The 24,109-nt window shown below is 72.7% G+C and carries 27 protein-coding genes; 14 read left to right on the forward strand and 13 right to left on the reverse strand.

The genetic code is table 11. From position 1 onward, the window contains the following. Positions 1 to 160: 160 nt before the first annotated feature. Positions 161 to 1,072: a polysaccharide deacetylase family protein gene (locus tag AB0C33_RS08300; RefSeq protein WP_358284897.1), complete on the reverse strand. Its 912-nt coding sequence runs from the start codon at positions 1,070 to 1,072 to the stop codon at positions 161 to 163. Between the two features lie 96 nt (positions 1,073 to 1,168). Between AB0C33_RS08300 and AB0C33_RS08305 the strand changes: the two genes are divergently transcribed. Genes AB0C33_RS08305 through AB0C33_RS08320 form a run of 4 tightly spaced genes read left to right on the forward strand, consistent with a single transcriptional unit; the run spans position 1,169 to position 3,914 of the window. Continuing rightward, positions 1,169 to 1,804, forward strand: coding sequence for a carbon monoxide dehydrogenase subunit G (locus AB0C33_RS08305; protein WP_358284899.1), 636 nt, complete (start codon positions 1,169 to 1,171; stop codon positions 1,802 to 1,804). 55 nt (positions 1,805 to 1,859) lie between these two features. Beyond that, positions 1,860 to 2,756: a hypothetical protein gene (locus tag AB0C33_RS08310; RefSeq protein ID WP_358284900.1), complete on the forward strand. Its 897-nt coding sequence runs from the start codon at positions 1,860 to 1,862 to the stop codon at positions 2,754 to 2,756. A gap of 47 nt (positions 2,757 to 2,803) precedes the next feature. Continuing rightward, positions 2,804 to 3,475 (forward strand): DsbA family oxidoreductase, encoded by a 672-nt coding sequence (locus tag AB0C33_RS08315; protein ID WP_358284902.1) that lies wholly within the window; start codon positions 2,804 to 2,806, stop codon positions 3,473 to 3,475. 34 nt (positions 3,476 to 3,509) lie between these two features. Beyond that, on the forward strand, positions 3,510 to 3,914 hold the full coding sequence (locus AB0C33_RS08320) for a MarR family transcriptional regulator (RefSeq protein WP_358284905.1): 405 nt from the start codon (positions 3,510 to 3,512) through the stop codon (positions 3,912 to 3,914). A gap of 48 nt (positions 3,915 to 3,962) precedes the next feature. Here AB0C33_RS08320 and AB0C33_RS08325 read toward each other — a convergent pair whose 3' ends face one another. Continuing rightward, positions 3,963 to 4,577, reverse strand: a complete 615-nt coding sequence (locus AB0C33_RS08325) for a thymidine kinase (RefSeq protein WP_352363896.1) — start codon at positions 4,575 to 4,577, stop codon at positions 3,963 to 3,965. Between the two features lie 135 nt (positions 4,578 to 4,712). Between AB0C33_RS08325 and AB0C33_RS08330 the strand changes: the two genes are divergently transcribed. The 3 genes from AB0C33_RS08330 to AB0C33_RS08340 are packed head-to-tail and all read left to right on the forward strand — an operon-like array spanning position 4,713 to position 8,859. Next, positions 4,713 to 5,051 (forward strand): hypothetical protein, encoded by a 339-nt coding sequence (locus AB0C33_RS08330; RefSeq protein ID WP_352363898.1) that lies wholly within the window; start codon positions 4,713 to 4,715, stop codon positions 5,049 to 5,051. A 6-nt stretch (positions 5,052 to 5,057) separates the two neighbouring features. Then, positions 5,058 to 7,058 (forward strand): hydantoinase/oxoprolinase family protein, encoded by a 2,001-nt coding sequence (locus AB0C33_RS08335; RefSeq protein WP_358284907.1) that lies wholly within the window; start codon positions 5,058 to 5,060, stop codon positions 7,056 to 7,058. After that, on the forward strand, positions 7,051 to 8,859 hold the full coding sequence (locus AB0C33_RS08340) for a hydantoinase B/oxoprolinase family protein (protein WP_358284909.1): 1,809 nt from the start codon (positions 7,051 to 7,053) through the stop codon (positions 8,857 to 8,859). The genes AB0C33_RS08335 and AB0C33_RS08340 overlap by 8 nt, the downstream gene beginning before the upstream one ends. Positions 8,860 to 8,873: 14 nt before the next feature. On the opposite strand, the gene AB0C33_RS08345 is transcribed toward AB0C33_RS08340, so the two are convergent. Continuing rightward, entirely contained in the window at positions 8,874 to 9,743 is an 870-nt protein-coding gene (locus tag AB0C33_RS08345) for an NAD(P)-dependent oxidoreductase (protein WP_358284911.1), read from the reverse strand. Between the two features lie 72 nt (positions 9,744 to 9,815). On the opposite strand from AB0C33_RS08345, the gene AB0C33_RS08350 reads away from it, so the two are divergent. Then, positions 9,816 to 10,496 (forward strand): histidine phosphatase family protein, encoded by a 681-nt coding sequence (locus AB0C33_RS08350; protein ID WP_358284914.1) that lies wholly within the window; start codon positions 9,816 to 9,818, stop codon positions 10,494 to 10,496. Here AB0C33_RS08350 and AB0C33_RS08355 read toward each other — a convergent pair. From AB0C33_RS08355 to AB0C33_RS08365, 3 genes are read right to left on the reverse strand one after another with little or no spacing between them, the layout of a single operon-like run. After that, the gene (locus AB0C33_RS08355; RefSeq protein WP_358284917.1) at positions 10,474 to 10,923 is read right to left on the reverse strand and encodes a hypothetical protein; all 450 of its coding nucleotides are present in this window, start codon (positions 10,921 to 10,923) and stop codon (positions 10,474 to 10,476) included. The genes AB0C33_RS08350 and AB0C33_RS08355 overlap by 23 nt on opposite strands. After that, positions 10,913 to 11,434 carry a sigma-70 family RNA polymerase sigma factor gene (locus AB0C33_RS08360; RefSeq protein WP_358284919.1) on the reverse strand — a complete coding sequence of 174 codons (522 nt, stop codon included), beginning with the start codon at positions 11,432 to 11,434 and terminating at the stop codon, positions 10,913 to 10,915. The genes AB0C33_RS08355 and AB0C33_RS08360 overlap by 11 nt, the downstream gene beginning before the upstream one ends. Positions 11,435 to 11,481: 47 nt before the next feature. Further along, positions 11,482 to 12,012 carry an AAA family ATPase gene (locus AB0C33_RS08365; protein WP_358284922.1) on the reverse strand — a complete coding sequence of 177 codons (531 nt, stop codon included), beginning with the start codon at positions 12,010 to 12,012 and terminating at the stop codon, positions 11,482 to 11,484. 75 nt (positions 12,013 to 12,087) lie between these two features. Between AB0C33_RS08365 and AB0C33_RS08370 the strand changes: the two genes are divergently transcribed. Further along, positions 12,088 to 13,245 carry a CoA transferase gene (locus tag AB0C33_RS08370; protein WP_358284925.1) on the forward strand — a complete coding sequence of 386 codons (1,158 nt, stop codon included), beginning with the start codon at positions 12,088 to 12,090 and terminating at the stop codon, positions 13,243 to 13,245. A 73-nt stretch (positions 13,246 to 13,318) separates the two neighbouring features. After that, the gene (locus AB0C33_RS08375; protein WP_358284928.1) at positions 13,319 to 14,803 is read left to right on the forward strand and encodes a carboxyl transferase domain-containing protein; all 1,485 of its coding nucleotides are present in this window, start codon (positions 13,319 to 13,321) and stop codon (positions 14,801 to 14,803) included. A 4-nt stretch (positions 14,804 to 14,807) separates the two neighbouring features. Here the strand turns inward: AB0C33_RS08375 and AB0C33_RS08380 are convergent, their stop codons facing one another. The 5 genes from AB0C33_RS08380 to AB0C33_RS08400 are packed head-to-tail and all read right to left on the reverse strand — an operon-like array spanning position 14,808 to position 19,079. After that, the gene (locus AB0C33_RS08380) at positions 14,808 to 15,203 is read right to left on the reverse strand and encodes a hypothetical protein (protein WP_352363918.1); all 396 of its coding nucleotides are present in this window, start codon (positions 15,201 to 15,203) and stop codon (positions 14,808 to 14,810) included. Then, entirely contained in the window at positions 15,200 to 15,646 is a 447-nt protein-coding gene (locus tag AB0C33_RS08385) for a hypothetical protein (protein WP_358284931.1), read from the reverse strand. The genes AB0C33_RS08380 and AB0C33_RS08385 overlap by 4 nt, the downstream gene beginning before the upstream one ends. Positions 15,647 to 15,650: 4 nt before the next feature. Further along, positions 15,651 to 16,460, reverse strand: coding sequence for a carbon-nitrogen hydrolase family protein (locus tag AB0C33_RS08390; protein WP_358284933.1), 810 nt, complete (start codon positions 16,458 to 16,460; stop codon positions 15,651 to 15,653). Then, positions 16,420 to 17,361 (reverse strand): DUF418 domain-containing protein, encoded by a 942-nt coding sequence (locus AB0C33_RS08395; RefSeq protein WP_358284935.1) that lies wholly within the window; start codon positions 17,359 to 17,361, stop codon positions 16,420 to 16,422. The genes AB0C33_RS08390 and AB0C33_RS08395 overlap by 41 nt, the downstream gene beginning before the upstream one ends. After that, a complete protein-coding gene (locus tag AB0C33_RS08400) occupies positions 17,358 to 19,079 on the reverse strand; it encodes an alpha/beta hydrolase (protein WP_358284937.1) in 1,722 nt (573 codons plus the stop codon). Before AB0C33_RS08400 ends, AB0C33_RS08395 begins: the two co-directional genes overlap by 4 nt. Positions 19,080 to 19,104: 25 nt before the next feature. On the opposite strand from AB0C33_RS08400, the gene AB0C33_RS08405 reads away from it, so the two are divergent. Further along, positions 19,105 to 20,274 (forward strand): pyridoxal phosphate-dependent aminotransferase, encoded by a 1,170-nt coding sequence (locus AB0C33_RS08405; protein WP_352363926.1) that lies wholly within the window; start codon positions 19,105 to 19,107, stop codon positions 20,272 to 20,274. On the opposite strand, the gene AB0C33_RS08410 is transcribed toward AB0C33_RS08405, so the two are convergent. Further along, on the reverse strand, positions 20,252 to 20,806 hold the full coding sequence (locus AB0C33_RS08410) for a helix-turn-helix domain-containing protein (RefSeq protein ID WP_358284939.1): 555 nt from the start codon (positions 20,804 to 20,806) through the stop codon (positions 20,252 to 20,254). The two genes, AB0C33_RS08405 and AB0C33_RS08410, sit on opposite strands and share 23 nt — an antisense overlap. A 105-nt stretch (positions 20,807 to 20,911) precedes the next feature. Here AB0C33_RS08410 and AB0C33_RS08415 point away from each other — a divergent pair, with 105 nt between their 5' ends. Continuing rightward, positions 20,912 to 21,928, forward strand: a complete 1,017-nt coding sequence (locus tag AB0C33_RS08415; RefSeq protein WP_358284941.1) for an aldo/keto reductase — start codon at positions 20,912 to 20,914, stop codon at positions 21,926 to 21,928. Between the two features lie 6 nt (positions 21,929 to 21,934). Here AB0C33_RS08415 and AB0C33_RS08420 read toward each other — a convergent pair whose 3' ends face one another. Beyond that, positions 21,935 to 22,858: a LysR substrate-binding domain-containing protein gene (locus AB0C33_RS08420; protein ID WP_358284944.1), complete on the reverse strand. Its 924-nt coding sequence runs from the start codon at positions 22,856 to 22,858 to the stop codon at positions 21,935 to 21,937. Between the two features lie 116 nt (positions 22,859 to 22,974). Between AB0C33_RS08420 and AB0C33_RS08425 the strand changes: the two genes are divergently transcribed. Together AB0C33_RS08425 and AB0C33_RS08430 are read left to right on the forward strand one after the other, a co-directional pair. Then, complete coding sequence (locus AB0C33_RS08425; RefSeq protein ID WP_357964755.1) at positions 22,975 to 23,526, forward strand: peroxiredoxin; 552 nt, start codon at positions 22,975 to 22,977, stop codon at positions 23,524 to 23,526. Continuing rightward, positions 23,523 to 24,059 carry a carboxymuconolactone decarboxylase family protein gene (locus AB0C33_RS08430; RefSeq protein ID WP_358284946.1) on the forward strand — a complete coding sequence of 179 codons (537 nt, stop codon included), beginning with the start codon at positions 23,523 to 23,525 and terminating at the stop codon, positions 24,057 to 24,059. Before AB0C33_RS08425 ends, AB0C33_RS08430 begins: the two co-directional genes overlap by 4 nt. Positions 24,060 to 24,109: the final 50 nt, after the last annotated feature.

Genomic DNA, 24,109 nt, shown 5'->3' on the forward strand with positions numbered 1-24,109 from the left:
CCGCTCATAGCTCTACAAGCTGTAGTACTTCTACCTGTAGTAGTACTACAGGCCGTAGAGCATCGCGATGCGACGTTGGTCACATCCCCCGGTTCTGCCTACTTTTCGAGGATCCCGTACGGGTACGTCCCGGCGCGTCACCCGCCGGGCGGATTGCGCACTACCCCGCCCGGCGGACCCCGCCCGCGGCGTCGAGGTAGGCCCGCAGATTGCCCAGCTCGAAGCCGCGCCGCTTGATCTTGTCGATCAGCACCCGGAAGTCGGCCGCCAGGTTGGGCCGGAAGTGCAGGAGCAGGATGTCGCCCGGACGCAGGCGCTTGTCGGGCACCTGGTAGGCGATCTTGCCACCCGGCTGCACGGTGGCGGTCCACAGCAGCACGGCCTTCACCCCGCACCGCCGGGCGGCCCGCAGCGTGTCGGTGTTGTAGCTGCCGAACGGCGGCCGGAACAACGCCGGCCGGGTGCCGATCTCCTTGCCGACCACCTGGGCCGCGCCGCAGATCTCGCGGCGCTGCCCGTCGAGGGCCAGGCGGCGCAGGTCGGGATGGGTGAGGGTGTGGTTCTCGACGGGCACGTGGACGTCGCGGAGCTGCCGGAAGTACCCCCACTTGCCGGCGCCCACGTAGCGGCCGGGGCCGCCGGCCGGGTCGGGGCTGCCCTTGGCCTCGACCGCGTCGCGCATGGCGAAGGCGGTGATGGGGACGCGCCGGTCGCGTACCAGCTTGACGAAGCCGGGGTCCTGCTCCCAGCCGTCGTCGATGGTCAGGAAGACGACCTTGCGCTTGGTGGGGATCGAGCTGATCACCGGGGGCAGGCCGTTCTCGCCCCTGATCGGGCCCACCTCGCCGGCGCGCGGCAGCGCCCCCGGCGGGCCCTGCGGACTGGGCCGGGACGTGGGGACGCCGGTCGCGGACGGCTTCGCCGACGGCCCGGTCACGGCCCCGCCGGTGTCGCCTGTGGTGTCGCCTGTGGCACACCCGGCGGCCAGCGCCACCAGCACCCCGGCGAGCACGGCCGGCCCCAGCCCGCCACGCCCGGCCCCGCCCCTGACCGTTCCACGCCCCCAGCACATGGAGCACCATCTTGCCAGCCCTGATCAGCGCGACGCGTCGCCCGACTGGCAGGTCTTGCCCTTAACCAGCCGGTCACCGGTGCCTAGAGTGGCCGCATGAAGGTGGCGGGCAGCGCCGTGATCGGCGTACAGCGAGATCGAGTGTGGGCCGCGCTTCAGGACCCGGCGGTGCTCGTGCGCACCATCCCGGGCTGCGAGCGCCTGGAGGAGACCGGGCCGGACACCTACAGGATGACGGTCAACGCGGGCGTGGCGTCCATCAAGGGCGTCTACCAGGGGGAGGTCGCGCTGGCCGAGCCGCGCGCGCCCGAGAGCTTCACGCTGCGGGCGCGCGGCCAGGGCGCGCCGGGCACGGTCGAGGCCACCGTCCTGGTACGGCTGAGCGAGATCGACGGCGGCACCCGGGTGGACTACGACGCCGACGCGGTGATCGGCGGGATGATCGGCGGCGTCGGGCAGCGCATGCTCGGCTCGGTCGCGAAACGCACGGCGGGCGAGTTCTTCTCCGCCGTCGAGGGCCACCTCAGCGCCCCGCCCCCGGTCCCGGCGGCCCAGACCGCACCGGAGGCCGCACCGGCCGCCCCGGCGGTCTACGAACGGCCGCCCGCGCGGCCCGCCGAGACCCGCTCGTGGGCGTTGCTGGCCGCCTTCGGCATGGGCGCGGCCGCCGCGCTCGCCGGCGTCGCCGTGGGCCGGCTGCTCGGCCGCGACACAGCCGGCCGGCGCGGCTGAGGGACGCGCCACGACGACCCTCGCGGAAAAGGATCTCCCGGCGTAGCGTGGCGGTATGCGGCAGGCACACGCTGAAGACGCACGGAACGAAGCCAGGCGCATCGTACGCGACCTGCTGGGGGAGGAACGCCCCACCGCCGAGTCGCTGGTCGCCGAGGTGCGGCCGGTGTTCGGCGACCAGCGGACCGACCGCGCGCTCGGGCTCGCGCTCGGCGCGTCGCTCACCCGCCGATCGGCCGAACTGGCCGCCATCGCCGCGCTCCTCGTCGGCGCCCGCGAGCTGGGCGCCGGCTGGTGGACGCGGCCCAGGGGCGGCAAGCTGCCGCCGCCCGACGAGGTGTTGCGCACGGCCGTCGCGATCGAGCCGTGGACCGACCTGACCGCGCTGGAGATGCTGGCCGCCTGGATCGCCGACGACGCCGCCGACCAGCTCTGGGGCCGGCCCGTCGCCGAGGTCGACCTCAATTCCTGGCAGGCCGAGGACCGCTTCGAGCTGCCGCCGGGGGTCAGGCCGGGTCAGCGGCTCGTGGTGCACTTCGACGCGGGCGGCCGGCTCGACGCGGTCGTCGCCCGCCGTCCCGACGACGCGCTGGGGTCCAACCTCGACTTCCAGTCGCTGCGTTACTCCAGGCCCGCCGAGGCCCAGTGGAGCTGGGGGGTGGCCGCCGGGCTCGGGCCCCACCGGCTGCCCGGCGAGAAGCCCGACCCGTACGCCCGCGAGATCCCGGCCGCCGCCGCGGGCGTGCTGCGGGCCTGGGCCGTCCGCCACGGCGTCACCCGCGAGGAGCTGGGCGAGCGGTGGGGGACCGTCGGCGACGTGGTGGCCGCCATCGAGCGGGTCGACTGGATGTGGCGCAGCGGCGAGTGGTTCGGCTGGTGGCGCGGCGCGTCCGCCCTGGTGGACGACTCGGCCTACCTGCCGTACCGGCTGGAGGAGCTGGCCGCCGGGTGACCCGCGGCCGGCGGAATCGTCGTGCGGGCCGCGTGGTTGTCGATGGGGTGAAAGTCGAGATTTTCTCCGATGTCGTGTGCCCCTGGTGTTACATCGGGCACGTCAGGTTCGCCCGCGCCGCAGAGCGTTTCCGTGCCAAGGGCGGCACGATCGAGGTGACCATGCGCCCGTTCCAGCTCAACCCCGACGCCCCCGTCGAGGGCGAGCCGCTGATCCCGGCCCTTGAGCGCAAGTTCGGGCCGGGCGCGCGGCAGATGACCGAGCGGGTCAAGGCCGTCGCCGTCGAAGAGGGCCTGGAGATGGACTACGAGCGGGCCGTCAACGCCAATACCTTCGAGGCCCACCGGCTCATCGAGGCCGCCACCGCCCAGGGGCTCGGCAAGGAGATGGCCGACCGGCTGTTCCGCGCGTACTTCGGCGAGGGCGCGAACGTCGGCGACCCCGGCGTGCTGAGCCGCCTGGCCGGCGAGGTCGGCGTCCAGGACACCGGCGAGGGCGCCGAGCAGGTGCGCGAGCATCTCGCCAGGGCCGGCGCGCTGGGTGTCAGCGGGGTGCCGCTGTTCCTGTTCGAGGGCAAGTTCGCGGTGTCGGGCGCGCAGCCCGAGGACGCCTTCGCGGCGGCGATCGACGAGGTCGCCGAGCGTACCGGCCAGACGCCGATCACCCAGCTCGCCCCGCCGGCCGACGGATGCGACGACGACGGCTACTGCGCGGTCTGAACGGCCCCGCCCGCGGCGGTGCGACAATCGGAAGGTGTCGAGCCGCCGCCTTGGTTACCTGCTCAAGCATGCCGCGCTGCGCCTGGCCGAGTTCACCGGCCCGGCGCTCGCGCCCTACGGGATCGACGGGCGGGAGCTCGGGGTGCTGTCGGTGATCGACGCCCCCGAGCCGCTGTCGCAGCAGGAGGCGGCCCAGCGGCTCGGCATCGACCGCACGACGATGGTCGCCATGGTCGACGCGCTGGAGGGCAAGCGGCTGGTGGCGCGGCGGCCGCATCCGGGCGACCGCCGCAAGAACGCGGTGGAGCTGACCGAGCACGGCCGCGAGACCATGCGCCTCGCGGTGCCGGCCGTGGAGGAGGCCGAGCGCGCCTTCCTGTCCACCCTGCCGGAGGACGAGCGCCGCCTGTTCCGCGCCGCCCTCGACCGGCTGGTGTGAGCCACGCGGGTCAGGCTGGTGTGAAGCCCACGGCTCAAGGCACGCGGGTCAGGCCGGGGCGCCGCCCTCGCCGAGCTGGCCGGAGCGGTGGTGGCGGCGGCAGAGCACCTGGTAGCGCACCGGCGAGGCGTCGGTGTCGCCGATCACGACCTGCTCGCCCGTCCGCGCCAGCACCCCGCCCACCACGCGCGCGTTGAGCTGCCCGGGGCGTCCGCACCAGCACAACACCTCGACCTGCAGCCGGCACACCTCGTCGGCCAGCTCGAACAGCCGCTGCGCGCCGGGGAACATGACCGATCTGAAGTCGGAGGCCAGCCCGAAGGCGTAGACGTCGATGCCGTGCTCGTCCACCAGGTCGGCGAGCTGCTCGATCTGCTCGACCGTGTAGAAGCAGGCCTCGTCGCAGATCAGGTAGTCGATGCGCTCGTGCGCGGTGACCAGGCCGACGAGGTCGAGGGAGTCCTCCACCTCGATCGCCTCAAGGCCCAGCCCGATCCGGCTGGTGACCTTCGGGCCGCCGGAGCGGTCGTGCTTGGTCAGGACCAGTCCGCGCCGCCCCTGGCGGCCGTGGTTGTAGTTCATCTGGAGCGCCAGAGTGGACTTCCCGCAGTCCATGGGGCCGAAGTAGAACTTCAGCACGGCGTCCCGGGCTCCGGATGGCACGGCTGACAAGGCAGACAGTTCGGTCACAGGAGGCCAGCTTAGCGGCTTGGCTTGTTCCATGACCTCGTGGGACATTTCTCCCCTGGACTATCAGGAGGAACTGTGGTCACCGACAATCCACCGACGCTCGACGCGATGCTGACACAGGACGACGTGACGGCCGCCCAGGCCGACGCCACGCGATGGCGGTACGGTTTCCTGGTCGTCGTGGCGGGCATCGTCGCGATCCTGATCGCCTTCGGCGCCGCGGTGTTCGCCACCAAGGAGTTCGCCGCGTTGTTCGCGGGCGTGGCCGGGGTGGTGGGCACGATCATGGGCGCTTATTTCGGCGTGCAGGCCGGCCAGTCGGGGAAGGCCAGAGTCGAGGCCGAACTGGCAAAATCCCAAGAGCTGGTGGTGCGCCTGGCGGCCTACGTCGGCACCCAGAACGCGCCCCGGGTCATCGACGAAGTTCTCGGCCGTCGCCGAAGCTGAGGAGCCATGCGTAGCGTCCGAATCGGAGTGGACACCGGGGGCACGTTCACCGACGTCGTGGCGGTGGACGAGCAGACCGGTGAGATCGTCACCACCAAGACCCCCTCGACGCCCGCGAACCCGGCCGACGGGTTCGTCGCGGGCATCGGGAAGCTGGGCGAGCTCGACGTCGCCTCCATCGTCCACGGCACCACCGTCGCGACGAACCAGCTGCTCGAAGACCGCATCGGCAACCTCGGGTTCATCACCACCGAGGGCTTCGAGTTCATCCTGGAGATCGCCAGGCAGAGTGTGCCGGACGGCTACGGCAACTCCTACTTCTGGGTCAAACCGCCGCGGATCGTCCCCGTGCACCTCGTCAGGACGGTCGGCGGCCGGCTCGACCACCTCGGCAACGAGGTGCGGCCGTTCTCCGAGGAGCAGGCCGTCGAGGCCGCGCGCTGGCTCAGGTCGAAGGGGATCACCGCGGTCGGCGTGTGCTTCCTGCACTCCTACGCCAACCCCGAGCACGAGCGCCGCATGCGCGAGATCCTCTGGCGCGAGCACCCGGAGGCGGTGATCTCGCTCTCCAGCGACGTGCTGCGCGAGTACCGCGAGTACGAGCGCTCGATCACCACCCTGGTGGACGCCGCGGTCAAGCCCGCCGTGCGCGGCTACATCGCCGGCCTGTCCAACCGGCTCGGCATGCCGTTCTCGGTGATGAAGTCCAACGGCGGCGTGCTGTCGGCGCGCGAGGTCGTCAACCAGCCGATCACCACCGTGCTGTCGGGCCCGGCGGCGGGCGCGCTCGGCGCGGCGCTGATCGCCTCCACGGCCGGGCACCCGTCGGTGATCACCCTCGACGGCGGCGGCACCTCGACCGACGTGGCCGTGGTGATCGACGGCGAGCCGTCCCTGACGACCGAGGGCACGGTCGGCCGTTACCCGTGCAAGATCCCGATGATCGACATCGTCACGGTCGGCGCGGGCGGCGGCTCGGTGGCCTGGATCTCGCCCGAGGGCACGCTGAAGGTCGGCCCCCGCTCGGCCGGCGCCGATCCGGGGCCCCTGTGCTACGGCAAGGGCGGCTCGGAGGTCACGGTCACCGACGCGCACGTGTTCCTCGGCCGCATCCCGCCCCACCTGCTGGGCGGCGAGATCCCGCTCGACGCCGACGCCGCCCGCCAGGGCGTCGAGGCGCTGGCCGACAAGCTCGGGCTCAGCCCCGAGCGCACCGCGACCGGCATCCTGGAGATCAGCGCGTTCAACCAGAGCAACGCGATCCGGCAGCTCACCGTCAAGCGCGGCCTGGACGTACGGGACTTCCCGCTGGTGACGTTCGGCGGGTCGGGGCCGCTGCTGGCCTGCCGCCTGATCGACATCCTGGGCCTGCCCGCCGTCGTCGTCCCGCGCGACCCGGGCAACGTCTCGGCGTTCGGCCTGCTCACCGTCGACGTCAAGAACGACTACGTGCGCACGTACGTCACCCGCGACCTCGCACTCAAGACCGCCGCGCAGATCTTCCAGGAGCTGGAGGGCCAGGCCGCCGAGGCGCTCGACCGCGAGGGCTTCGACGACCCGGTCCACGTGCGCAGCGCCGACCTGCGCTACTACGGGCAGGCGTTCGAGGTGCGCGTCGCGGCCCCGGCGGGCCCGCTCGACGACGACTGGAAGCGCACGGTGATCGACGCCTTCCACGACGCCCACGAGAAGTTGTACGGGTACGCCTACCGCGACGACCCGCGCCACGGCGTCGAATGGGTCAACCTGCGCGTCTCGGGCATCGGTCCCATCACCCGTCCGGCGATCCGGCGGCTCGGCAAGCCGGGGGAGGGGGCCACGTCGGTCCGTCCTGTGCACTTCGAGGAGACCCGCGACACGCCGATCCACCAGCGGGCCGCGCTCGGGCCGGGGGCCACCGTCCAGGGCCCGGCGGTCATCGAGGAGTACGGATCGACGATCCCCGTGCACCCGGGCTTCACCGCGAAGGTGGACGAATACGGAAATGTGGAGATCCGACGTGATTGATCCGATCCTGGTGGAGATCGTCGAGGGCACGCTGGCCTCCGTCGAGCGGGAGGTCGAGACGGCCATCGCCCGCACGGCCCGCTCCCCGATGATCCGCGACGCGCACGACTTCCGCGCCGGCATCCACGACGCCCGGCTGCGCAAGCTCACCGGCCGCTCCTACAGCGCGCTCGTCCAGCCGATCGTGCGCGACTTCCCGATCGAGACGATGAAGCCCGGCGACGTCTACTTCCACAACGACGTCTACCTGTCCGAGGGCGGCATCGGCCACCTGCCCGACCTGTGCGTCACCGTGCCGGTCTTCCACGACGGGGCCGTGGTGGCCTTCGTGCAGGCGTTCGGCCACCACGACGACATCGGCGGCGCGGTGCCCGGCTCGATGCCCTCGCACGCCCGCTCGGTGTACGAGGAGGGCCTGATGATCCCGCCGATCAAGCTGTGGGACCAGGGCGTGCCGAACGAGACCGCGCTGCGCATCATGACCCGCAACTCCCGCATGCCCGACTCCCTGGCCGGCGACCTCGACGCCGAGTGCTCGGCCTGCCTCATGGGCGCCCGCCGCCTCGGCGAGCTGTTCGACCGGTACGGCAGGCAGGCCGTCGAGGAGTGCTTCGACGCGATCGTCTCCAAGACCACCGAGACCTTCCGCAGGGAGCTGCTCGCCAAGATCCCCGAAGGCACGTACGTCTGGGAGGACTACGCCGAGCACGACGGCGTCGACGAGCCCCGCCTGCACGCCCAGCGCATCACGCTCACCGTCGACCACGCCGCCGACGCGCCGCTCACCATCGACTTCACCGGCACCTCGCCCCAGGCCAAGGGCCCGATCAACCACGCGGGCGACTACGCCGACGGCGTCTTCCTGAAGAAGTGGCTGGCGCCGGTGCTGCGCAACCTCGCCGACACGCCCGAGCGCATGGCCGAGCTCGACGTCAACGAGGGCGTCGTGCCGCTGATCAGGATGGTCTTCCCGGAGAAGGGCACGCTGCTCACCCCGGTCTTCCCGGCGCCCACCAACGCCCGCACGTTCGTCATCCTGCGCCTGCTCGGCGTGCTGGCCGGGGTGCTGGCCAAGGCCACCGGCGGACGCATGCCCGCCGACCAGGAGACCATCCGCTACACCGGCGTCTACGGCAGCGACGCCGACGGCACGCCGTACCTGATGCGCGAGGTGCTGGGCGGCGGCTCGGGCGGCCGCTGGTACGCCGACGGCGAGGACACCATCCACATCGTCCCCGACTCGCGCAACATCCCGGTCGAGTTCGCCGAGGCGCGCTGGCCGTTCCGGGTGGAGCGGCTGGGGCTGGCCTGCGACTCGGGCGGCCCCGGCATGTTCCGCGGCGGCCTGGGCTACGACAAGCACATCAGGATGCTCAGGGACGCGTCGTACATGTCGATCGCCGACCGGTCGATCCTGTCGTGCTGGGGCGTCAACGGCGGCCTGGCCGGGCGTCCGTTCCGGGTGGAGATCGCCGGCAAGGAGATGGACGGCCTGGTGGACGACCACCCCGTCCAGGCCGGCGACCTGATCCGCGTCCGCACCACGGGCGGCGGCGGCTGGGGCTCCCCCTACGACCGCGACCCGCGGGCGGTGGCGGCCGACGTCCGCGACGGCAAGGTCTCGATCGCCGGCGCCCTGGGCGACTACGGCGTGGTCCTGGACGGCGACCGCATCGACGAACGCGGCACCGCCGAGCTCCGCGCCCGCCTCCGCCCGCCCACTGACCGCTTCTTCGACCGCGGCCCCGGCTACCCGAGGCTGTCCGGCGGCAGGACGTTCGCGGAGGTGGACGAACTGTAGGGAACCGGCGGGGGCTACTCCTCGTCGAAGCTGGCGAAGTAGGTGGCCACCATGTCCTGGTCGCCGTGCCCCTGCGCCTCGGCGCGGCGCAGGCGCTCGCCGGCCGCCGCCACCATGTCCAGCCGCACCCCGGCCGACTCGCCCGCCTCGGTGATCAGCCGGGTGTCCTTCTCGGCGTTGTGCACGGTGAAGGACGGCTCCAGGTCGCCCTCCAAGATGGCCTTCGACTTGGCCTGGAAGTAGACGTTGTCCAGCGGGCCGCCGGTGATCACCTCGCGCACCAGGCCGGGGTCGACGCCGAGCCCCTTGGCCAGGGCCAGGGCCTCGGCCACGATGCCGGTCATCGAGATGGCGTAGCTGACGGCGGCCATCTTGAGCCTGGTGCCGGTGCCCTGGGCGCCGTCCTCGCCGAGCCACAGGGTGCGCGCGCCGACGGCGTCGAACACCGGGGCGAGCGCCTGCCGGGCCGGCTCGGGGGCGGCCGCCAGGATGAGCAGCGTGCCCTGCTCGGCCGGCTGCCTGGTGCCCTGGACGGGCGCGTCGGCGAAGGTCAGCCCGTGCTCGGCGGCCAGGGCGGCCAGGCGGCCGACCGCCGCCACGCCGACCGTGCTCATCTGCGCCCACACCTGGCCGGGGCGCAGCGCGGGCGCGGCGGCGGTCATCGCGTCGTGCACGGCGTCGCCGTCGCTGAGCATCGTGACGATCACGTCGGCGCCCTCGACCGCCTCGGCGGGGGAGCCGGCGACGACGGCGCCGTCGGCCGCCAGCGGCTCGGCCTTGTCCCGCGTGCGGTTCCACACCCTGACCGGCAGGCCGGCCCTGAGCAGGTTGCGGGCCATGGGAGCGCCCATGAGCCCGGTCCCGAGCAATGCGACTTCAGTCATGAGGATCACCCTACGACGGCCCGCTCCGGCGGCTTCGGCGAGGTACGGCGTCCGGATGCGAGGATGGCGGCCATGGGACCTTCGCGGATCGTCGCCGTACGCCACGGGGAGAGCCAGGCGAACCTGGCGCACGCGCAGGCCGGCGACCGGCCACTGGTCTACGAGCGGGGCGACCACGAGGTGACGCTGACCGATCTCGGCCTGCTGCAGGCGCGGGCGCTCGGCCGGATGCTGGCCGGGCTGCCCGCCGGCGAGGCGCCCGAGGAGGTGTGGTGCTCCCCCTACCTGCGGGCCCTCGACACCTGGAAGGCCGCCCACGAGACCTGGGGCGCCGGCGCGCTGCCGGTCACCGTGGACGAGCGGCTCAGAGACCAGGAGTCGGGCGATTTCGCCCGGTTCAACCTGGCCGCCATCGGCGAGCGGTTCCCCGGCGAGGTGCGGCGGATGCGGGCCGAGGGCCCCTACGCCTACCGCCCGCCCGGCGGCGAGTCGCTGGCCGACGTGGTGGCCCGGCTGAAGGACTTCCTGCACGGGCTGCGCGCGGCGGCGGACGGGCGGCGGGTGCTGATCGTCGCTCACGACTCGGTGGTGCTGGGCCTGCGCCACGTCATGGCCGGGCGGGACGACGCCGACCTGGCCGACGTCCTGCGGTTCGCGCCGGTGCTGAACGCGTCGGTGTCGGTCTGGCGGGCCGCGGGCGGAGGGTTCGAGGTGGTGGCGTTCAACGACGTCACCCACCTAGATCCCGCTTGAGCCGCAGCAGCCGCGCCCGCCGCGCGTGGGCCTGCCCGGTCAGCACGGCGCTCACCGCCACGAACGCCAGCCCGAGCGCCAGCGCGCCGGTGGCCACGGCGGCGACGAGCGCGGTGGTGAGCAGGGCCGCCGCCAGGGCGATCCAGCCGGCGATCACCCGGTCGCGGGCGAACAGCGGCGTTCTGCGCGTGCTCAGCCAGCCGCCGTAGCAGGCCCAGGCCAGGCAGAACGCGGTGAGGGCGGCGAAGGCCAGGTGGGTGCGGCCGGGCAGCGGGCCGGGCTCGGTCCACCACAGGGCGCAGACGAAGACCGTCCCGGCGGCCCCGGCGAGCAGGGCGGTCAGCGCGCGCACGCGCCGCCACGGCGACAGCGACGGTTCGAGGCGCTCGATGATCTGGTCGGCGGTCAGGCGCGGCTCATCGGTCATGGTCGATCTCCTTCAGGTGGTCGCGCAGGAGGCGGCGGGCGCGGCTGAGTCTGGACTTGACGGTTCCGGCGGGGATGCCGCAGATCTGGGCGCACTCCTCGACCGGCAGGTCCTCCAGGTAGTGCAGGACGAGGATCTCCCGCTCGGGAGGGGGCAGGGCGGACAGGGCGGCGAGCAGGCCGGCGCGGTCGACGACGGCCTCGGCGGGGTCCTCGGTCACCGGTTCCGGCTCGGCCGCGCTCTCCGCCCGCGCGTACTCCTCGCGCAGGCGGTCGGTGACCGCCCGGCGGGCGATGGTGAACAGCCAGGGCGCGAACCGTCCGGGCGCGCGCAGCCGGGGCAGGCCGCGCACGACGGTCGCCCAGATCTCCTGGGCGACGTCGTCGGCCCGCTCGGCGTCCAGCATGCGCCGGACGTAGGTCCAGACCGGGGTGTGCCAGCGGCGTACGAGTTCGGCGATCGCCGCGCGCTCGCCCAGCTGGGCGCGTACGACGAGCAGCTCATCTGTCATGTCGTCCTTCCGTCACCCTGCTCAGTCGGGCGGGAGGGCGACCCGGTTCACGTCTCGACGACGAGGTCGGCGCGCTCGCGGGTGCGGTCGGCGGCGAACCAGGCCCGTTCGGCGGCGAACCACTGCCGCCACCGGGGTTCGAGCTCGGGGCCGTCGCGGTCGAGGACGCGCCGCAGCCGCACGGCCTCGGGGGCCTCCACCCAGACGGTGAAGGCCAGCAGGCGGGCGGCCGACCGGCGGGCGGTGCCGACGCCCTCGACGACCAGCACGGGCGCGGCCGGCACGGAGACCTGGTCGGCGTAGCGCTCGCGCACCCAGTCGTACCGGCGGAAACCGGCCGGGCGGCCGTGCCGCAGCGGTTGCAGGACCTGCTCGTCCAGCAGCCGGAACCAGGCGCCGGGGCCGTCGTCCCAGTGGACGGGGAAGTCGTCGCTGTGGATCACCTGGCAGCCGAGCGCCGCGCCGAGCCGGCCGGCGAACGTGGTCTTGCCCGAGCCTGCCGGGCCGTCGACGGCCACCAGGCGGACGGGCCCGCAGGAGGGCGGCAGGGCCTGGATGCGGCGGGCCAGGGATTTCACCGGACCAGGGTAGGCGATGGTGGACGGCCGCCTGAGAGAATATTCTTCCGGCCCAACGCAAGCTGGAGGTTGACCTTGCTCGGACCCCTCGGCGACGTCGTCGTCCTCGATCTGTCCAGGGCCCTGGCGGGGCCGCACGCCGCGCAGATGCTCGGCGACCTGGGCGCCCGGGTGATCAAGGTGGAGCATCCGGACGGGGGTGACGACTCGCGCGGATGGGGGCCGCCCTTCGTGGGGCCCGACCACGACATCTCGACCTACTTCCTGGCGGCCAACCGCAACAAGCAGTCCATCGCGGTCGATCTCAAGTCCGCCGAGGGCAGGCAGCTCATCGAGCGGCTCGTCCGGCAGAGCGACGTGCTGATCGAGAACTTCCGCACCGGCGTGCTCGACCGGCTCGGCTTCCCCGTCGAGCGCCTGCACGAGCTCAACCCGCGCCTGGTCGTCCTGTCGATCACCGGGTTCGGCCACGACGGGCCCGAGGGCGGCCGGCCGGGCTACGACGTGATCGCCCAGGGCGAGGCGGGGCTGATGTCGCTGACCGGTCCCTCGCGCGAGGAGCCGTACCGGGTGGGCGCCTCGATCGCCGACCTGCTGGCCGGCATCCACGGCGCGTACGGCGTGGCGGCGGCCCTGTACGAGCGCGAGCGCACCGGCCGGGGCCGGGTGGTGCGCACGTCCCTGCTGGCCGCGGTCACGGGCGTCCACTCCTACCACGGCACGGCCTGGACGGTCGGCGGCCAGGTCCCCGGCGCCAACGGCAACCACCACGCCTCCATCGCGCCCTACGGCGCCTTCCGCTGCGCCGACGGCATGCTGCAGATCGCCGTGGCGAACGACGGCCAGTGGAAGAAGGTCGCCAAGCTACTCGACATCGACCCTGATGTGGCGAAATATGCGACCAACAGGCAGAGATTCGCACACCGGGACGAGCTGATCGCCGACATGGAGAAGGCCCTGGCCGACCACGACCGCGCCCACTGGCTGGCCAGGCTGGGCGAGGCCGGCGTGCCCGCGGGCGCGATCAGGTCGATCGACGAGGTCTACGCCTGGGAGCAGACCCGCTCCCAGGGCCTCCTGGTCCAGGTGGACCACCCCGTGCTGGGCCCGATCGAGCTTCCCGGGCCGCCGCTGCGCTTCGACGGCCTGCCCGCGGCCGAGCACACCGCGCCCCCCGCGCTCGGCCAGGACGGCGAGGCCGTGCTCGCCTGGCTCGAAGAGCGGGAGGGATGATCGGCAATTCCCGGCTCCGGCATGTACCCTCGTGCGTCACCATGGCATCATCGGTTGATCGTTAGGAGCGATAGTGAGCCGTCCGGACGCGCGCACACTGATCGAAGCGGTCCTCGACAGGGGGTCGTGGAAGTCGTGGGACGCGCCGCCCGCCGATCCGGCGGAGCCCGGCTCCTCCTATGCCGAGGAGCTGGCCGCGGCCCGCGTGAAGTCCGGCTACGACGAGTCGGTGATCACCGGCGAGGGGCTGCTCGACGGCCGCAGAGTCGCCGTCGTGGTCTGCGAGTTCTCCTTCATGGCGGGGTCGGTCGGGGTCGCCGCGGCCACCCGCATCGCGGCCGCGGTCGAGCGCGCCACGCGTGAGCGGCTGCCGCTGCTGGCCGCCCCGGCCTCGGGCGGCACCCGGATGCAGGAGGGGGCGCTGGCGTTCGTCCAGATGGTCCGGATCACCGTCGCGGTGCAGGAGCACCGCGCGGCCGGGCTGCCGTACGTCGTCTACCTGCGCCACCCGACGACGGGCGGCGTGCTGGCCTCCTGGGGCTCGCTCGGGCACGTCACGGCGGCCGAGCCGGGGGCGCTGATCGGGTTCCTCGGGCCGCGGGTGTTCGAGGCGCTGCACGGTTACCCCTTTCCCGAGGGCGTCCAGGTGGCCGAGAACTTCTACGAGCACGGCCTGGTCGACGCCGTCGTGTCGGCCGACGACGCCCGCCGGGTCGCGATCAGGGCCCTTTCCGTGCTGTGCGCCGCGCGTACCGGCGTCGAGGCGGGCGAGCCGCCCGCGGAGGACCTGCGGCCGGTGGAGGCGTGGGAGGCGATCACCCGCTCGCGCCGCGACGACCGTCCGGGCGTGCGCACGCTGCTCAAGCTGGCCGCCACCGACGTGACGCCGCTCAGCGGCAGCGGCGCCGGCGAGAACGAGCCGGGGCTCGTGCTGGCGCTGGCCAGGTTCGGGTCGGCGCCCGCCGTGGTGCTCGGCCAGGACCGGCGAAGACAGCGCCGGCGCTCGCCGCTCGGCCCGGCCGGGCTCAGGGTGGCCAGGCGCGGCATGCGCCTGGCGGCCGAGCTGGGGCTGCCGCTGGTCACCGTGGTCGACACCGCGGGGGCCGACCTGTCGAAGTCGGCCGAGGAGGGCGGGCTGGCCGCCGAGATCGCCCGCTGCCTGGCCGAGCTGGTCACCCTCGACGCGCCGACCGTGTGCCTGCTGCTCGGCGAGGGCGCGGGCGGGGCGGCGCTGGCGCTGCTGCCGGCCGACCGGGTGTTGTGCGCGCAGCACGCCTGGTTGTCGCCGCTGCCGCCGGAGGGCGCCTCGGCCATCCTCTACCGGTCGGTCGACTTCGCCCCCGAGATCGCCCAGGCCCAGCACATCCGGGCCACCGACCTGCGGCGCGACGGCATCGTCGACCGGGTGATCCCCGAGCTGCCGGACGCCGCCTACGAGCCCAGGCAGTTCTGTGAGCGCGTGGGGCGGGCGCTGGAGCACGAGATCGCCAAGCTGCTGGAGGCGCCGCCGGCCGACCGCCTGGCGGCCCGCCTGGCCCGCTACCGCGCCCTGGGCTGACCTCCTACGGCACGGGGATGCGTTCGACGCGGATGGAGAAGACCTCCTCGCGCGGCACGACCACCTCGTACGCGCCGTGGTCGACCATCCAGTAGCCGAGCGCCTCGGCCTTCATGCCGCTGTGGCCGGTGTAGGCGATGTGCAGGCCGTCGTCGTCCTCGTCGAGGACGATGCACGGCTCGCCGCCGAAGGCGCCGACGGTGCGGACGAGCACCAGCCACTCCAGCCGCGACCTGGCCACCACCCGCCGCCAGTAGCCCGAGGCGGGCTCGAAGCCGTCGAGCTCCACCTCGCTGAACAGCACCACCTGGTCGTTGTCGGGGCCGAGCGCGGCCGGCAGCGTACGCTCGCCGAACCGGGCCACGAAGCCGGAGGCGACCGGCGTGATCTCCTCGCTCATGCGGCGGGCCGCCAGGTCAGGCCGTCGTAGCCGGCGAAGGGCCGCTCGCCCTCGTCGGTGACGTGGACGATCTCCGCCCCCGCCGGGATCGGCATCGGGACGGTGTGGAACTGCGGCACCACGTGGTCGGGCGAGGTGGTGAACCCGTTGCCGGCGAACGGCGGCACGTCGCTCCAGTCGCCTCCCATGTGCGGGCCGTAGGGCACCGCGTAGGTGTCGACGTCGCGGGCGTGCCAGCGCATCAGGTAGAGCTCGGGCACCTCGGGGAACAGCTCCGAGCCGTCGAAGGACAGGTCGAGGCCGTAGTAGAGGGCCGCCGGCGTGGTCAGCCTGACGCAGTCCTGGACCCGGTAGACGTAGCCGGAGATCACCGTGCGCTTGCCCGACAGGTACGGCACGAGCAGACGCGGCGGCACGACCTTCTGCATCTGCGTTCCGCTCATGGCTCTACTTTACGGTCGGTTGACCCTTGAGCACCCGGTGATCCAGACACGGGAGCATGGCCCTGGCGGTGGCCGTCCATTCGGTGTCGAGGCGGACGAGCTGGACCCCCGGACCGGTGCCGAGGTCGGCCCGGACCACTCCGAGCGGGTCGACCAGCATGCTGCGCCCCACGCCGAACCCGTCCTTCGACTCCTCCGGGTTGGGCGCCTGGCCGACGGCGGCCGTCCACATCGTGTTCTCCAGGGCCCGTGCGCGGACCAGCGTGACCCAATGGTCCTCCTTCAGCGGGCCCGACCCCCAGGCGGCGATCACCGCGAACAGGTCGGCGCCCTTGTCGACCAGCGCCCTGGTCAGCTCGGGGAAGCGGATGTCGTAGCAGGTGACCAGCCCGACGCGCAGCCCGGCCAGCTCGACCACGGCCGGCTCGGCGCCCGGCGCCACCAGGTCGGACTCCTTGGAGCCGAAGGAGTCGAACAGGTGGATCTTCCGGTAGGCGGCCTTGATCCCGCCGTCGGGGCCGATCGCCACGGCCGTGTTGTGCACCTTCGCGCCGGCCGGGCCCTCGCCCGGCTCGAACACGCCGGCGATCACCGCCAGGCCGTGGGTGCGGGCCGCCTCCGCCAGCCCCGACACGAACGGCCCGTCGAGCGGCTCGGCCAGCTCGGTGACGCGCCTGCCGTAACGGGTGAGCGTGGCCTCGGGGAAGATCGCCAGGTCGGCCCCCTCGGCGCGGGCGAGCGCCTCCCTGGCCCTCTTGAGGTTGGTGGCCGGGTCAGGAGAGACCGGAATCTGGCAGAGGGCGATTGTGGTCACGGCCCGACTCTAACCGGTTGGGCACCAGTCGAAACCAGGTCAGGCACCGCCAGATCCACTCAAGTGGGCCGTACCGAAATCTGGTGAGCCACCAGCCGCTGAACAACGTCTGCGCCACCACGGTCGTCAGCGCCACCGCGAGCACCGGCCAGCGGGTGGCGCCGGTCTTCAGCGGGACCGTGCACAGCGCGATCACCGCCGTGCCGGTGACGTAGTTCGTCAGCGCCATCCGGCCCAGCGGCTCCAGCAGGGCCGACGACCACGGCCGCAGCGCCAGCAGCAGCCCACTGGCGTACGCCGCCGCCCCCGACAGCGCGGCCACGCTGTAGACGGTCCAGTCGCCCGCCCCCGGCGCCTCCGCGACGCCCGCCCAGGTGGCCGTCAGCACCAGGGAGGTCAGCGCCGAGGCCGCGAACACGGGGGCTAGCAGGCTCCGCGGCGGGCGCAGCCGCATCAGCCCCATGCCGACCAGGAACAGCCCGGGGATGAGCGACGGGCCCGCGCCGTGCCATGTGGCCCAGACGGTCGCCACGACGCCGAGCGCCAGCACCGGCAGGCCGCCCGGCAGGAACGAGGCGGGCAGCAGCACCACCAGGCCGTAGAGGGCGTAGTCGGTCAGCACCTCGCCCTCGTAGAAGGTGTGCTGGAGCAGGCCGAAGCAGGCCAGCCAGGCCAGCCGGCGGGCCAACGCCCAGCGGCTTCCCGAACGGTCGAGGAACAGCACGAAGCTGATGCCGAACAGCAGCGAGAAGATCGGGTAGAAGCGGCTCTGGAACAGCGCCTCGATCGTGCGGTCGATGCCGGTGTAGGGCTCGTGGCTCGCGTGCTGCCAGGTGTTGACCAGCATGATGCCGCCCACCGCGAAGCCGCGGAGGGCGTCCAGCTCACGGATGCGCGTCACAGGAACCAGGTGAACCACCATACGAGGAATCCGGCGCCGGTGACCGCCGCCACGATGTGCGGCCACCGCCGTGCGTGGAACAGGGCCGCGACGCTCAGCACGGCCGAGGCCACCGCGATCCACGTGTACAGGCCGCCGACCGAGGCGGGGACGCCGACGGCCAGGGCCGTCTCGTTCCTGCTCGCCATACCGTAGACGGCCTGGCCGGTCAGCCCGGCGGACGCCACGCCGGCCAGCCCCGCGAAGGCGGTCACCGACCTGCCGCGCAGCGCGCCCGCGGCGAGCTGGACGAGCGAGACGAGGGCGAACAGCGCGAAGGGCGCGGCCAGCCAGGGCGCCTGCGAGATCCGGTACGGCGCGCCGGTGACGTGCGTGTCGGCGAGCCGGAGCGTGGGCGGCAAGCCCGGGTCGGGCTCGCACGGCTTCGGCGACACGCCGCCTGGGGACTCGACGAACTCGGCGATGTGCTTCCTGGCGCACGCGCTGCTGAGGAAGACGGCGTGGCTGCCGCGGAACGTCTCGAACCGGGCGCCGGGGATGGCCCTGGCGGCGGGCCCGGCCGTCCTGGCGGGGGTGGTGGGGTCCCGATCGCCGCCGACGACGTAGACAGGGGCCTTGGGGACGGCGTTCACGGGGGCGGATTGGGGAAGTTGCCACGCATCACACACCGCTTTGTCCGCGTTTACCGTGAAAAGTCGGGATTTGGTGGTGAAGGTGTTGAACGGCACCTCGTCCTGGCACTGCACCGCGTGGTACAGCCCGAACTCGTGCGACACCAGCCCCTCGCCCACCGCGTCGGCCAGCGGCCGCAGCAGTTCGTCGTGCCCCTCGGCCAGCCCGCCGACCAGCGCGGGCGCCACGGCCGACACGTCCGCCTCGTGCAGCGCCTCGGCCAGGACGGTGGCCACGTCGTCGCCGGACATCGTCGCCGTGAACGGCCGGCCGAGCAGCGGATCGGTGGTCGGCACCCGGGCGGGGGAGCGGTTGAGCCCGGCCACCACCCGGTCGAAGGCGTCGCCCACGCCGAGCGCGGCCACGGTGTCACTCAGGTTGCGGTCGGCGTCGTCGTACCAGGCCACGGACTCGGGCAGGAACGAGTCCAGCACGACCGAGCGCACGCCCTGCGGGTCGGCCGCGGCGACGTCGGCCATGACGCGGGTGGAGTAGCTGACGCCGAACAGGTTCCAGGAGGGATGGCCGAGCGCCTGGCGCAGGGCGACCACGTCGGCGGCGATCTCCTTGGTGTTGTAGCCGCGCAGGTCGATGCCCTGCTCCTGGAGGCGGGCGCGGCAGCGCCGGGCCGCCGCGCCCACGTCGGCGGGCGGCCTGCGCAGCCGTCCGAGCAGCGCCTCGGCCGTCTCGGGGCAGCCCAGCACCGGACGGGAGTACTTCCCGCCGCGCTGCTCGATCGTCACCACGTCGCGGTCGGGGAACATCTGGCTCAGGAACCCGGTGAGCTGCAACGACGACGACGCCGGCCCGCCGCCCATGTAGACGATCGGATCAGGTTTGCGGCCGGCGGCCGTCGAGGTGTGCACGGCGTACCCGACCTTGATGGTCCGGCCCGGCGTGTCGCGGCGCTCGGGGACCAGCAGGAACCCGCAGACGGTGTGCTCCGGCACGGCGACCGGGCAGGGCGCGGACTCCACGGGAGGAGGCGTGGCAGGCGTGACGAGGGGAACGCTCAGGGCGAGGGCTAGCACGACCCGGATGATCACGAGACGAGACTAATAGTGTGGGGGCGTGACCGAACCACTTGTTTCCAGGATGCGCGCCTTCGGCACGACGATTTTCGCCGAGATGAGCGCGCTCGCCGTGCAGACCGGGTCCATCAACCTCGGACAGGGCTTCCCTGACACCGACGGCCCGGCCGCCATGCTCGACCGCGCCGTGCAGGCGATCACCTCGGGCGCCAACCAGTACCCGCCGGGGCCTGGCGTGCTGGAGCTCCGGCAGGCGGTCTCGGAGCACCGGATGGCCCACTACCGGCTCGACTACGACCCGGCGGGCGAGGTGCTGGTCACCGTGGGCGCCACCGAGGCCATCGCGGCGAGCGTGCTGGCGCTGTGCGAGCCGGGCGACGAGGTGATCGCGTTCGAGCCGTACTACGACTCCTACGCGGCCTCGATCGCGCTGGCCCAGGCCAGGCTCGCGGCGGTGACGCTGCGTCCGGTGGACGGCCGCTTCACCTTCGACCCCGACGAGCTGCGTGCCGCCGTCACGCCGCGTACCCGGGCGATCCTGGTCAACTCACCGCACAACCCGACGGGGACGGTCTTCACCAGGGACGAGCTGACGGTCATCGCCGAGCTGTGCCAGGAGCACGGCCTGATCGCGATCACCGACGAGGTCTACGAGCACCTCACCTTCGACGGCGTCGAGCACGTCCCGCTGGCCACGCTGCCCGGCATGCGCGAGCGCACGGTCATGATCTCCTCGGCGGGCAAGACGTTCTCGGTCACGGGCTGGAAGACCGGCTGGGTGTGCGCGCCGCCCGAGCTGGTGCGGGCGGTCTCGACGGTCAAGCAGTTCCTCACCTTCACCGCGAGCGCGCCCTGGCAGCTCGCGGTGGCGTACGGGCTGCGCACCGAGCTGGAGTGGGTGGCCGCGTTGCGCGCCGGGCTCCAGGACAAGCGCGACCGGCTGATGGACGGGCTGGCGGCGGCGGGCTTCGAGGTGTTCGGGCCGGCGGGCACGTACTTCGTGCAGACCGACATCCGGCCGCTGGGCTTCACCGACGGCCTGGAGCTCACCCGCCGCCTGCCCGAGCTGGCCGGGGTGGTGGCCATCCCCACGCAGGTCTTCTACGAGCACCCCGAACGCGGCCGACACTTCGTCCGCTTCGCGTTCTGCAAGAAGGACGAGGTCATCGACGAGGCGGTGACCCGGCTCAAGCGCCTGTCGCAGGGGTAGCCCGGCGCAGGCCGTCGAACAGCACGGCCAGGGCCCTGGCCCGCAGGTCGTCGCTCCAGTTGTGGTGCTGCGCCGCCAGGCAGGCGGCGCTGAGCAGGGCGAGCAGCTCCGCCATGCCCACGTCCTCGCGCACCGCCCCCGCCCGCTGCGCCCGCTCCAGCAGCGCGCCGATCGCGCCCCTGATGTCGGGCGCGCCCGCCTTGGCGTCGATGCCGGCACTGGCCAGGGCGTCCACCAGGATCTTCTTGACCGTCGAGTAGGCCACGATGCGGTCGAAGAACTCGAAGAAGGCCGCTCCGGCGTCGGCGGCGCCGGCCAGCTCTTCGGCCATCTCGGCCAGCCGCTCCTGCCGGTCGGCCACGATCGCCGCGTACAGAGCCTCCTTGGTGGGGAACTGGCGGTAGATCGTCCCCACGCCCACGCCGGCCAGCGCGGCGATCTCGCGCATCGAGGCGTCGAGCCCGTCGCGGGCCAGCACGACCTCGGCCGCCTCCAGCACACGGGCGCGGTTGCGCCGGGCGTCGGCACGCATGGGCCCTCCTCGCGTCGACATCATCGCGTTGACATCCGGAACCCTTGTTCCGTATCGTTCCCCGCATCCAAGCGGAACAGCCATTCCGATTCTAGGGGTATCTTCGTGCACTTCCAGACCATGGGACGTTCCGGGCTGCGCGTCTCCCGCGCCTGCCTCGGCACCATGAACTTCGGCACCGAGCACGGCCTGGCCGCGGGCGACGCCGCCGAGGCGGGCCGCGTCATCGACGCCTACCTCGACGCGGGCGGCAACTTCATCGACACCGCCGACCTCTACCACCGGGGCGAGACCGAGGAGATCGTCGGCCGGGCGCTGCGCGGCAGGCGCGAGTGGGTCGTGCTGGCCACCAAGGGCGCCATGCCGGTCGGCCCGGAGGGGCGGGGCCTGTCCAGGCGGCACCTCACCCGCGCCCTGGAGGCCAGCCTGCGCCGCCTGGGCACCGACTACATCGACCTCTACCAGTGCCACCAGTGGGACCCGGGCACGCCGATCGAGGAGACGATGGCCACCCTCGACGGCTTCGTCCGTTCGGGCAAGGTGCGCTACCTCGGCTGCTCCAACTTCACCGCCGCGCAGATCGTCGAGGCGCAGTGGGCCGCCGAGCGGGTGGGCGGCACGCCGTTCGTGAGCCTGCAACCGCAGTACTCGCTGCTCCAGCGGGTCGTCGAGGCCGAGATCCTGCCCGCCTGCGCCCGGTTCGGCCTCGGCACGGTGGTGTACGGCGCGCTCGGCGGCGGCGTCCTGACCGGCCGCTACCGGCGCGGCGAGATCCCCGACCCGGACAGCCGCATGGGCCGCCTGCTCGGCGCCGCGATGCCCGGCGCGGCCCGCTGGGCGCAGTCGCTGCTCAACGACCGCAACCTGGCCGTCGCCGAGGGGCTGGCCGAGGTCGCGGCGGAGCTGGGGGCCGACCCGGCCGCGGTCGCCCTGGCCTGGGTCGCCGGACGTCCCGGCGTCACGTCGGTGCTGCTCGGGCCGCGTTCGGTGCGGCAGCTGCGGGAGAACCTGGCCGCCTTCGACCTCACCCTCCCGCCGGAGGCGGCCACCCGCCTGGACGACCTCTCCGACCCCGCCCACACCCCCTCCGACGGCTCCTTCTTCCACCTCGTCCCCCGCTGACCCCGTTCACGAGGTGAGCTTGACCGGGAGGCGGCGTTGGCGGATGGCGGTGCGGACGGCCTTGGCGAGCTGGTCGTACTCGGCCGCGCGGGCCGAGGAGGCGCGGTAGGCCAGGCCGATCGTGCGGCCGGGGGCGGGGGCGGCGAAGCGGCGCAGCGCCAGGCGTACCCGCTTGCCGGTCTCCACCGGCACGGCCGACTCCGGCAGCAGCGTCACGCCGAGGCCGCCCGCCACGAGCTGCACCAGCGTCGGCAGGCTGGTCGCGTACGTGGTCGCGGTGGCCCGCGCGCCCACCTCGCGGCACACGTCTATGGCCTGTTCGCGCAGGCAGTGGCCCTGGTTGAGGAGCACGATGTCCAGGCCCTTGAGCGCGTCGCGGTCGAGCGGCGCGGGGTCCGCGGCCAGGGGGTGGTCGTGGGGGAGGGCCAGCAGGAAGTCCTCGTCGTAGAGCGGCGTCTCCACCAGGCCGCCCACGTCCGTCGGCAGGGCGAGCAGGACCAGGTCGAGCCGTCCCTCGCGGACCTCCTCCAGGATCGTGTCCGTCTTGGCCTCGTGGACGGTCAGCTTGAGCTGCGGGAAGCGCTGGGCGAACATGGGCAGCAGCGCGGGCAGCACGTACGGCGCCACGGTGGGGATCACGCCGAGGTGGGCCGGGCCGCTGAAGGGCTCGCGGTTCTGGGCGGCCTCGCCCATCAGGTCCTCCACGGCGGCCAGCACCCGCCAGGCGTGCTCGGCCACGCGCTCGCCGGCGGAGGTGAGCAGCACCTTGCGGGTGGTCCGCTCCAGCAGCTGTGTGTCCAATATCTCCTCCAATGAGGCGATATTTCCGGAGAGGGTGGGTTGGCTCATCTTCAGTGCCGTCGCCGCCTCCCTGAAGTGGAGATGCTCGGCCACAGCGAGGAAGGAACGCAGCTGAGCGAGGGTGGGCATGGGCTCACTGATAGGAATCACCTCTCAGATTGGTCCAACTACTCGATTTCTCGAATCAATGCTAGGTGCGGCAACGTAGGTGCCCTGACCCGCACTTCCTCCGAAGGAGTAGGAACTTGCTCACCGTCGGTGACCGCTTCCCCGAGTACGAACTCACGGCCTGTGTCGACCTCGACCCCGACAAGGCGTTCGCTGAGATCAACCACAAGACCTACGAGGGCAAGTGGCGCGTGGTGTTCTTCTGGCCGAAGGACTTCACGTTCGTCTGCCCGACCGAGATCGCCGAGTTCGGCCGTCTCAACGGCGAGTTCGCCGACCGTGACGCCCAGGTGCTCGGCGTCTCGATCGACTCCGAGTTCGTGCACCACGCCTGGCGCAAGAACCACGAGGACCTGCGCGACCTGCCCTTCCCGATGCTGAGCGACATCAAGCGCGAGCTGTCGCAGGCCTGCGGCGTGCTCGGCCAGGACGGCGTCGCCCAGCGCGCCACGTTCATCGTCGACCAGAACAACGAGATCCAGTTCTCGATGGTGACCGCCGGTTCCGTGGGCCGCAACGTCAAGGAGGTCCTGCGGGTCCTCGACGCCCTGCAGTCCGACGAGCTGTGCCCGTGCAACTGGAACAAGGGCGAGGCCGGCCTCGACGCCCAGAAGCTGCTGGCCCAGTGAGCGTCGACACCCTGAAGTCGCTCCTGCCCGACTACGCCAAGGACACCAGGCTCAACCTGGGCTCGGTCACGACCACCTCGTCGTTGACCGACCAGCAGCTCTGGGGCGCCGTCCTGGCGTGCGCCCTGGCCACCAGGTCGGCGCGGGTCATCGCCGAGCTCTCGCAGGACGCCGCCGACCACCTGTCGGCCGAGGCGTTCACCGCCGCCAAGGCGGCCGCGTCGATCATGGCGATGAACAACGTCTACTACCGCGCCACCCACCTGATCGGCGACGAGACGTACGCGACGCTGCCGGCCAGGCTCCGGATGACCGTGATCGGGAACCCGGGCGTGGACAAGACGGACTTCGAGCTGTGGTGCCTGGCGGTCTCGGCGATCAACGGCTGCGGCCGCTGCCTGGAGTCGCACGAGCAGGTGCTGCGGGGCGCGGGGATGCCGCGTGAGCAGGTCCAGGAGGCGCTGCGGGTGGCCGCCGTGATCAACGCCACCGCCGCGACCCTGGAGGCCGAGGCCGCGCTCCAGACGGTCTGACCTCCCCGCGGAACCGCGGAACCGCGAAAGCGCGAACCGCGTAACCGCAG

It is taken from the genome of Nonomuraea sp. NPDC048881 (assembly GCF_040649795.1).
Lineage (GTDB): Bacteria > Actinomycetota > Actinomycetes > Streptosporangiales > Streptosporangiaceae > Nonomuraea.

What these genes read in the sequence shown, in the direction of transcription:
- AB0C33_RS08305 (WP_358284899.1), top strand. Translation starts at nt 1,169, where the DNA reads ATGAAGGTGGCGGGCAGCGCCGTGATCGGCGTACAGCGAGATCGAGTG.
- AB0C33_RS08310 (WP_358284900.1), top strand. Translation starts at nt 1,860, where the DNA reads ATGCGGCAGGCACACGCTGAAGACGCACGGAACGAAGCCAGGCGCATC.
- AB0C33_RS08360 (WP_358284919.1), bottom strand. Translation starts at nt 11,434, where the DNA reads ATGACAGATGAGCTGCTCGTCGTACGCGCCCAGCTGGGCGAGCGCGCG.
- AB0C33_RS08410 (WP_358284939.1), bottom strand. Translation starts at nt 20,806, where the DNA reads ATGCGTGCCGACGCCCGGCGCAACCGCGCCCGTGTGCTGGAGGCGGCC.
- AB0C33_RS08335 (WP_358284907.1), top strand. Translation starts at nt 5,058, where the DNA reads ATGCGTAGCGTCCGAATCGGAGTGGACACCGGGGGCACGTTCACCGAC.
- AB0C33_RS08350 (WP_358284914.1), top strand. Translation starts at nt 9,816, where the DNA reads ATGGGACCTTCGCGGATCGTCGCCGTACGCCACGGGGAGAGCCAGGCG.
- AB0C33_RS08300 (WP_358284897.1), bottom strand. Translation starts at nt 1,072, where the DNA reads ATGTGCTGGGGGCGTGGAACGGTCAGGGGCGGGGCCGGGCGTGGCGGG.
- AB0C33_RS08355 (WP_358284917.1), bottom strand. Translation starts at nt 10,923, where the DNA reads ATGACCGATGAGCCGCGCCTGACCGCCGACCAGATCATCGAGCGCCTC.
- AB0C33_RS08345 (WP_358284911.1), bottom strand. Translation starts at nt 9,743, where the DNA reads ATGACTGAAGTCGCATTGCTCGGGACCGGGCTCATGGGCGCTCCCATG.
- AB0C33_RS08330 (WP_352363898.1), top strand. Translation starts at nt 4,713, where the DNA reads ATGCTGACACAGGACGACGTGACGGCCGCCCAGGCCGACGCCACGCGA.
- AB0C33_RS08385 (WP_358284931.1), bottom strand. Translation starts at nt 15,646, where the DNA reads ATGAGCGGAACGCAGATGCAGAAGGTCGTGCCGCCGCGTCTGCTCGTG.
- AB0C33_RS08420 (WP_358284944.1), bottom strand. Translation starts at nt 22,858, where the DNA reads ATGCCCACCCTCGCTCAGCTGCGTTCCTTCCTCGCTGTGGCCGAGCAT.
- AB0C33_RS08380 (WP_352363918.1), bottom strand. Translation starts at nt 15,203, where the DNA reads ATGAGCGAGGAGATCACGCCGGTCGCCTCCGGCTTCGTGGCCCGGTTC.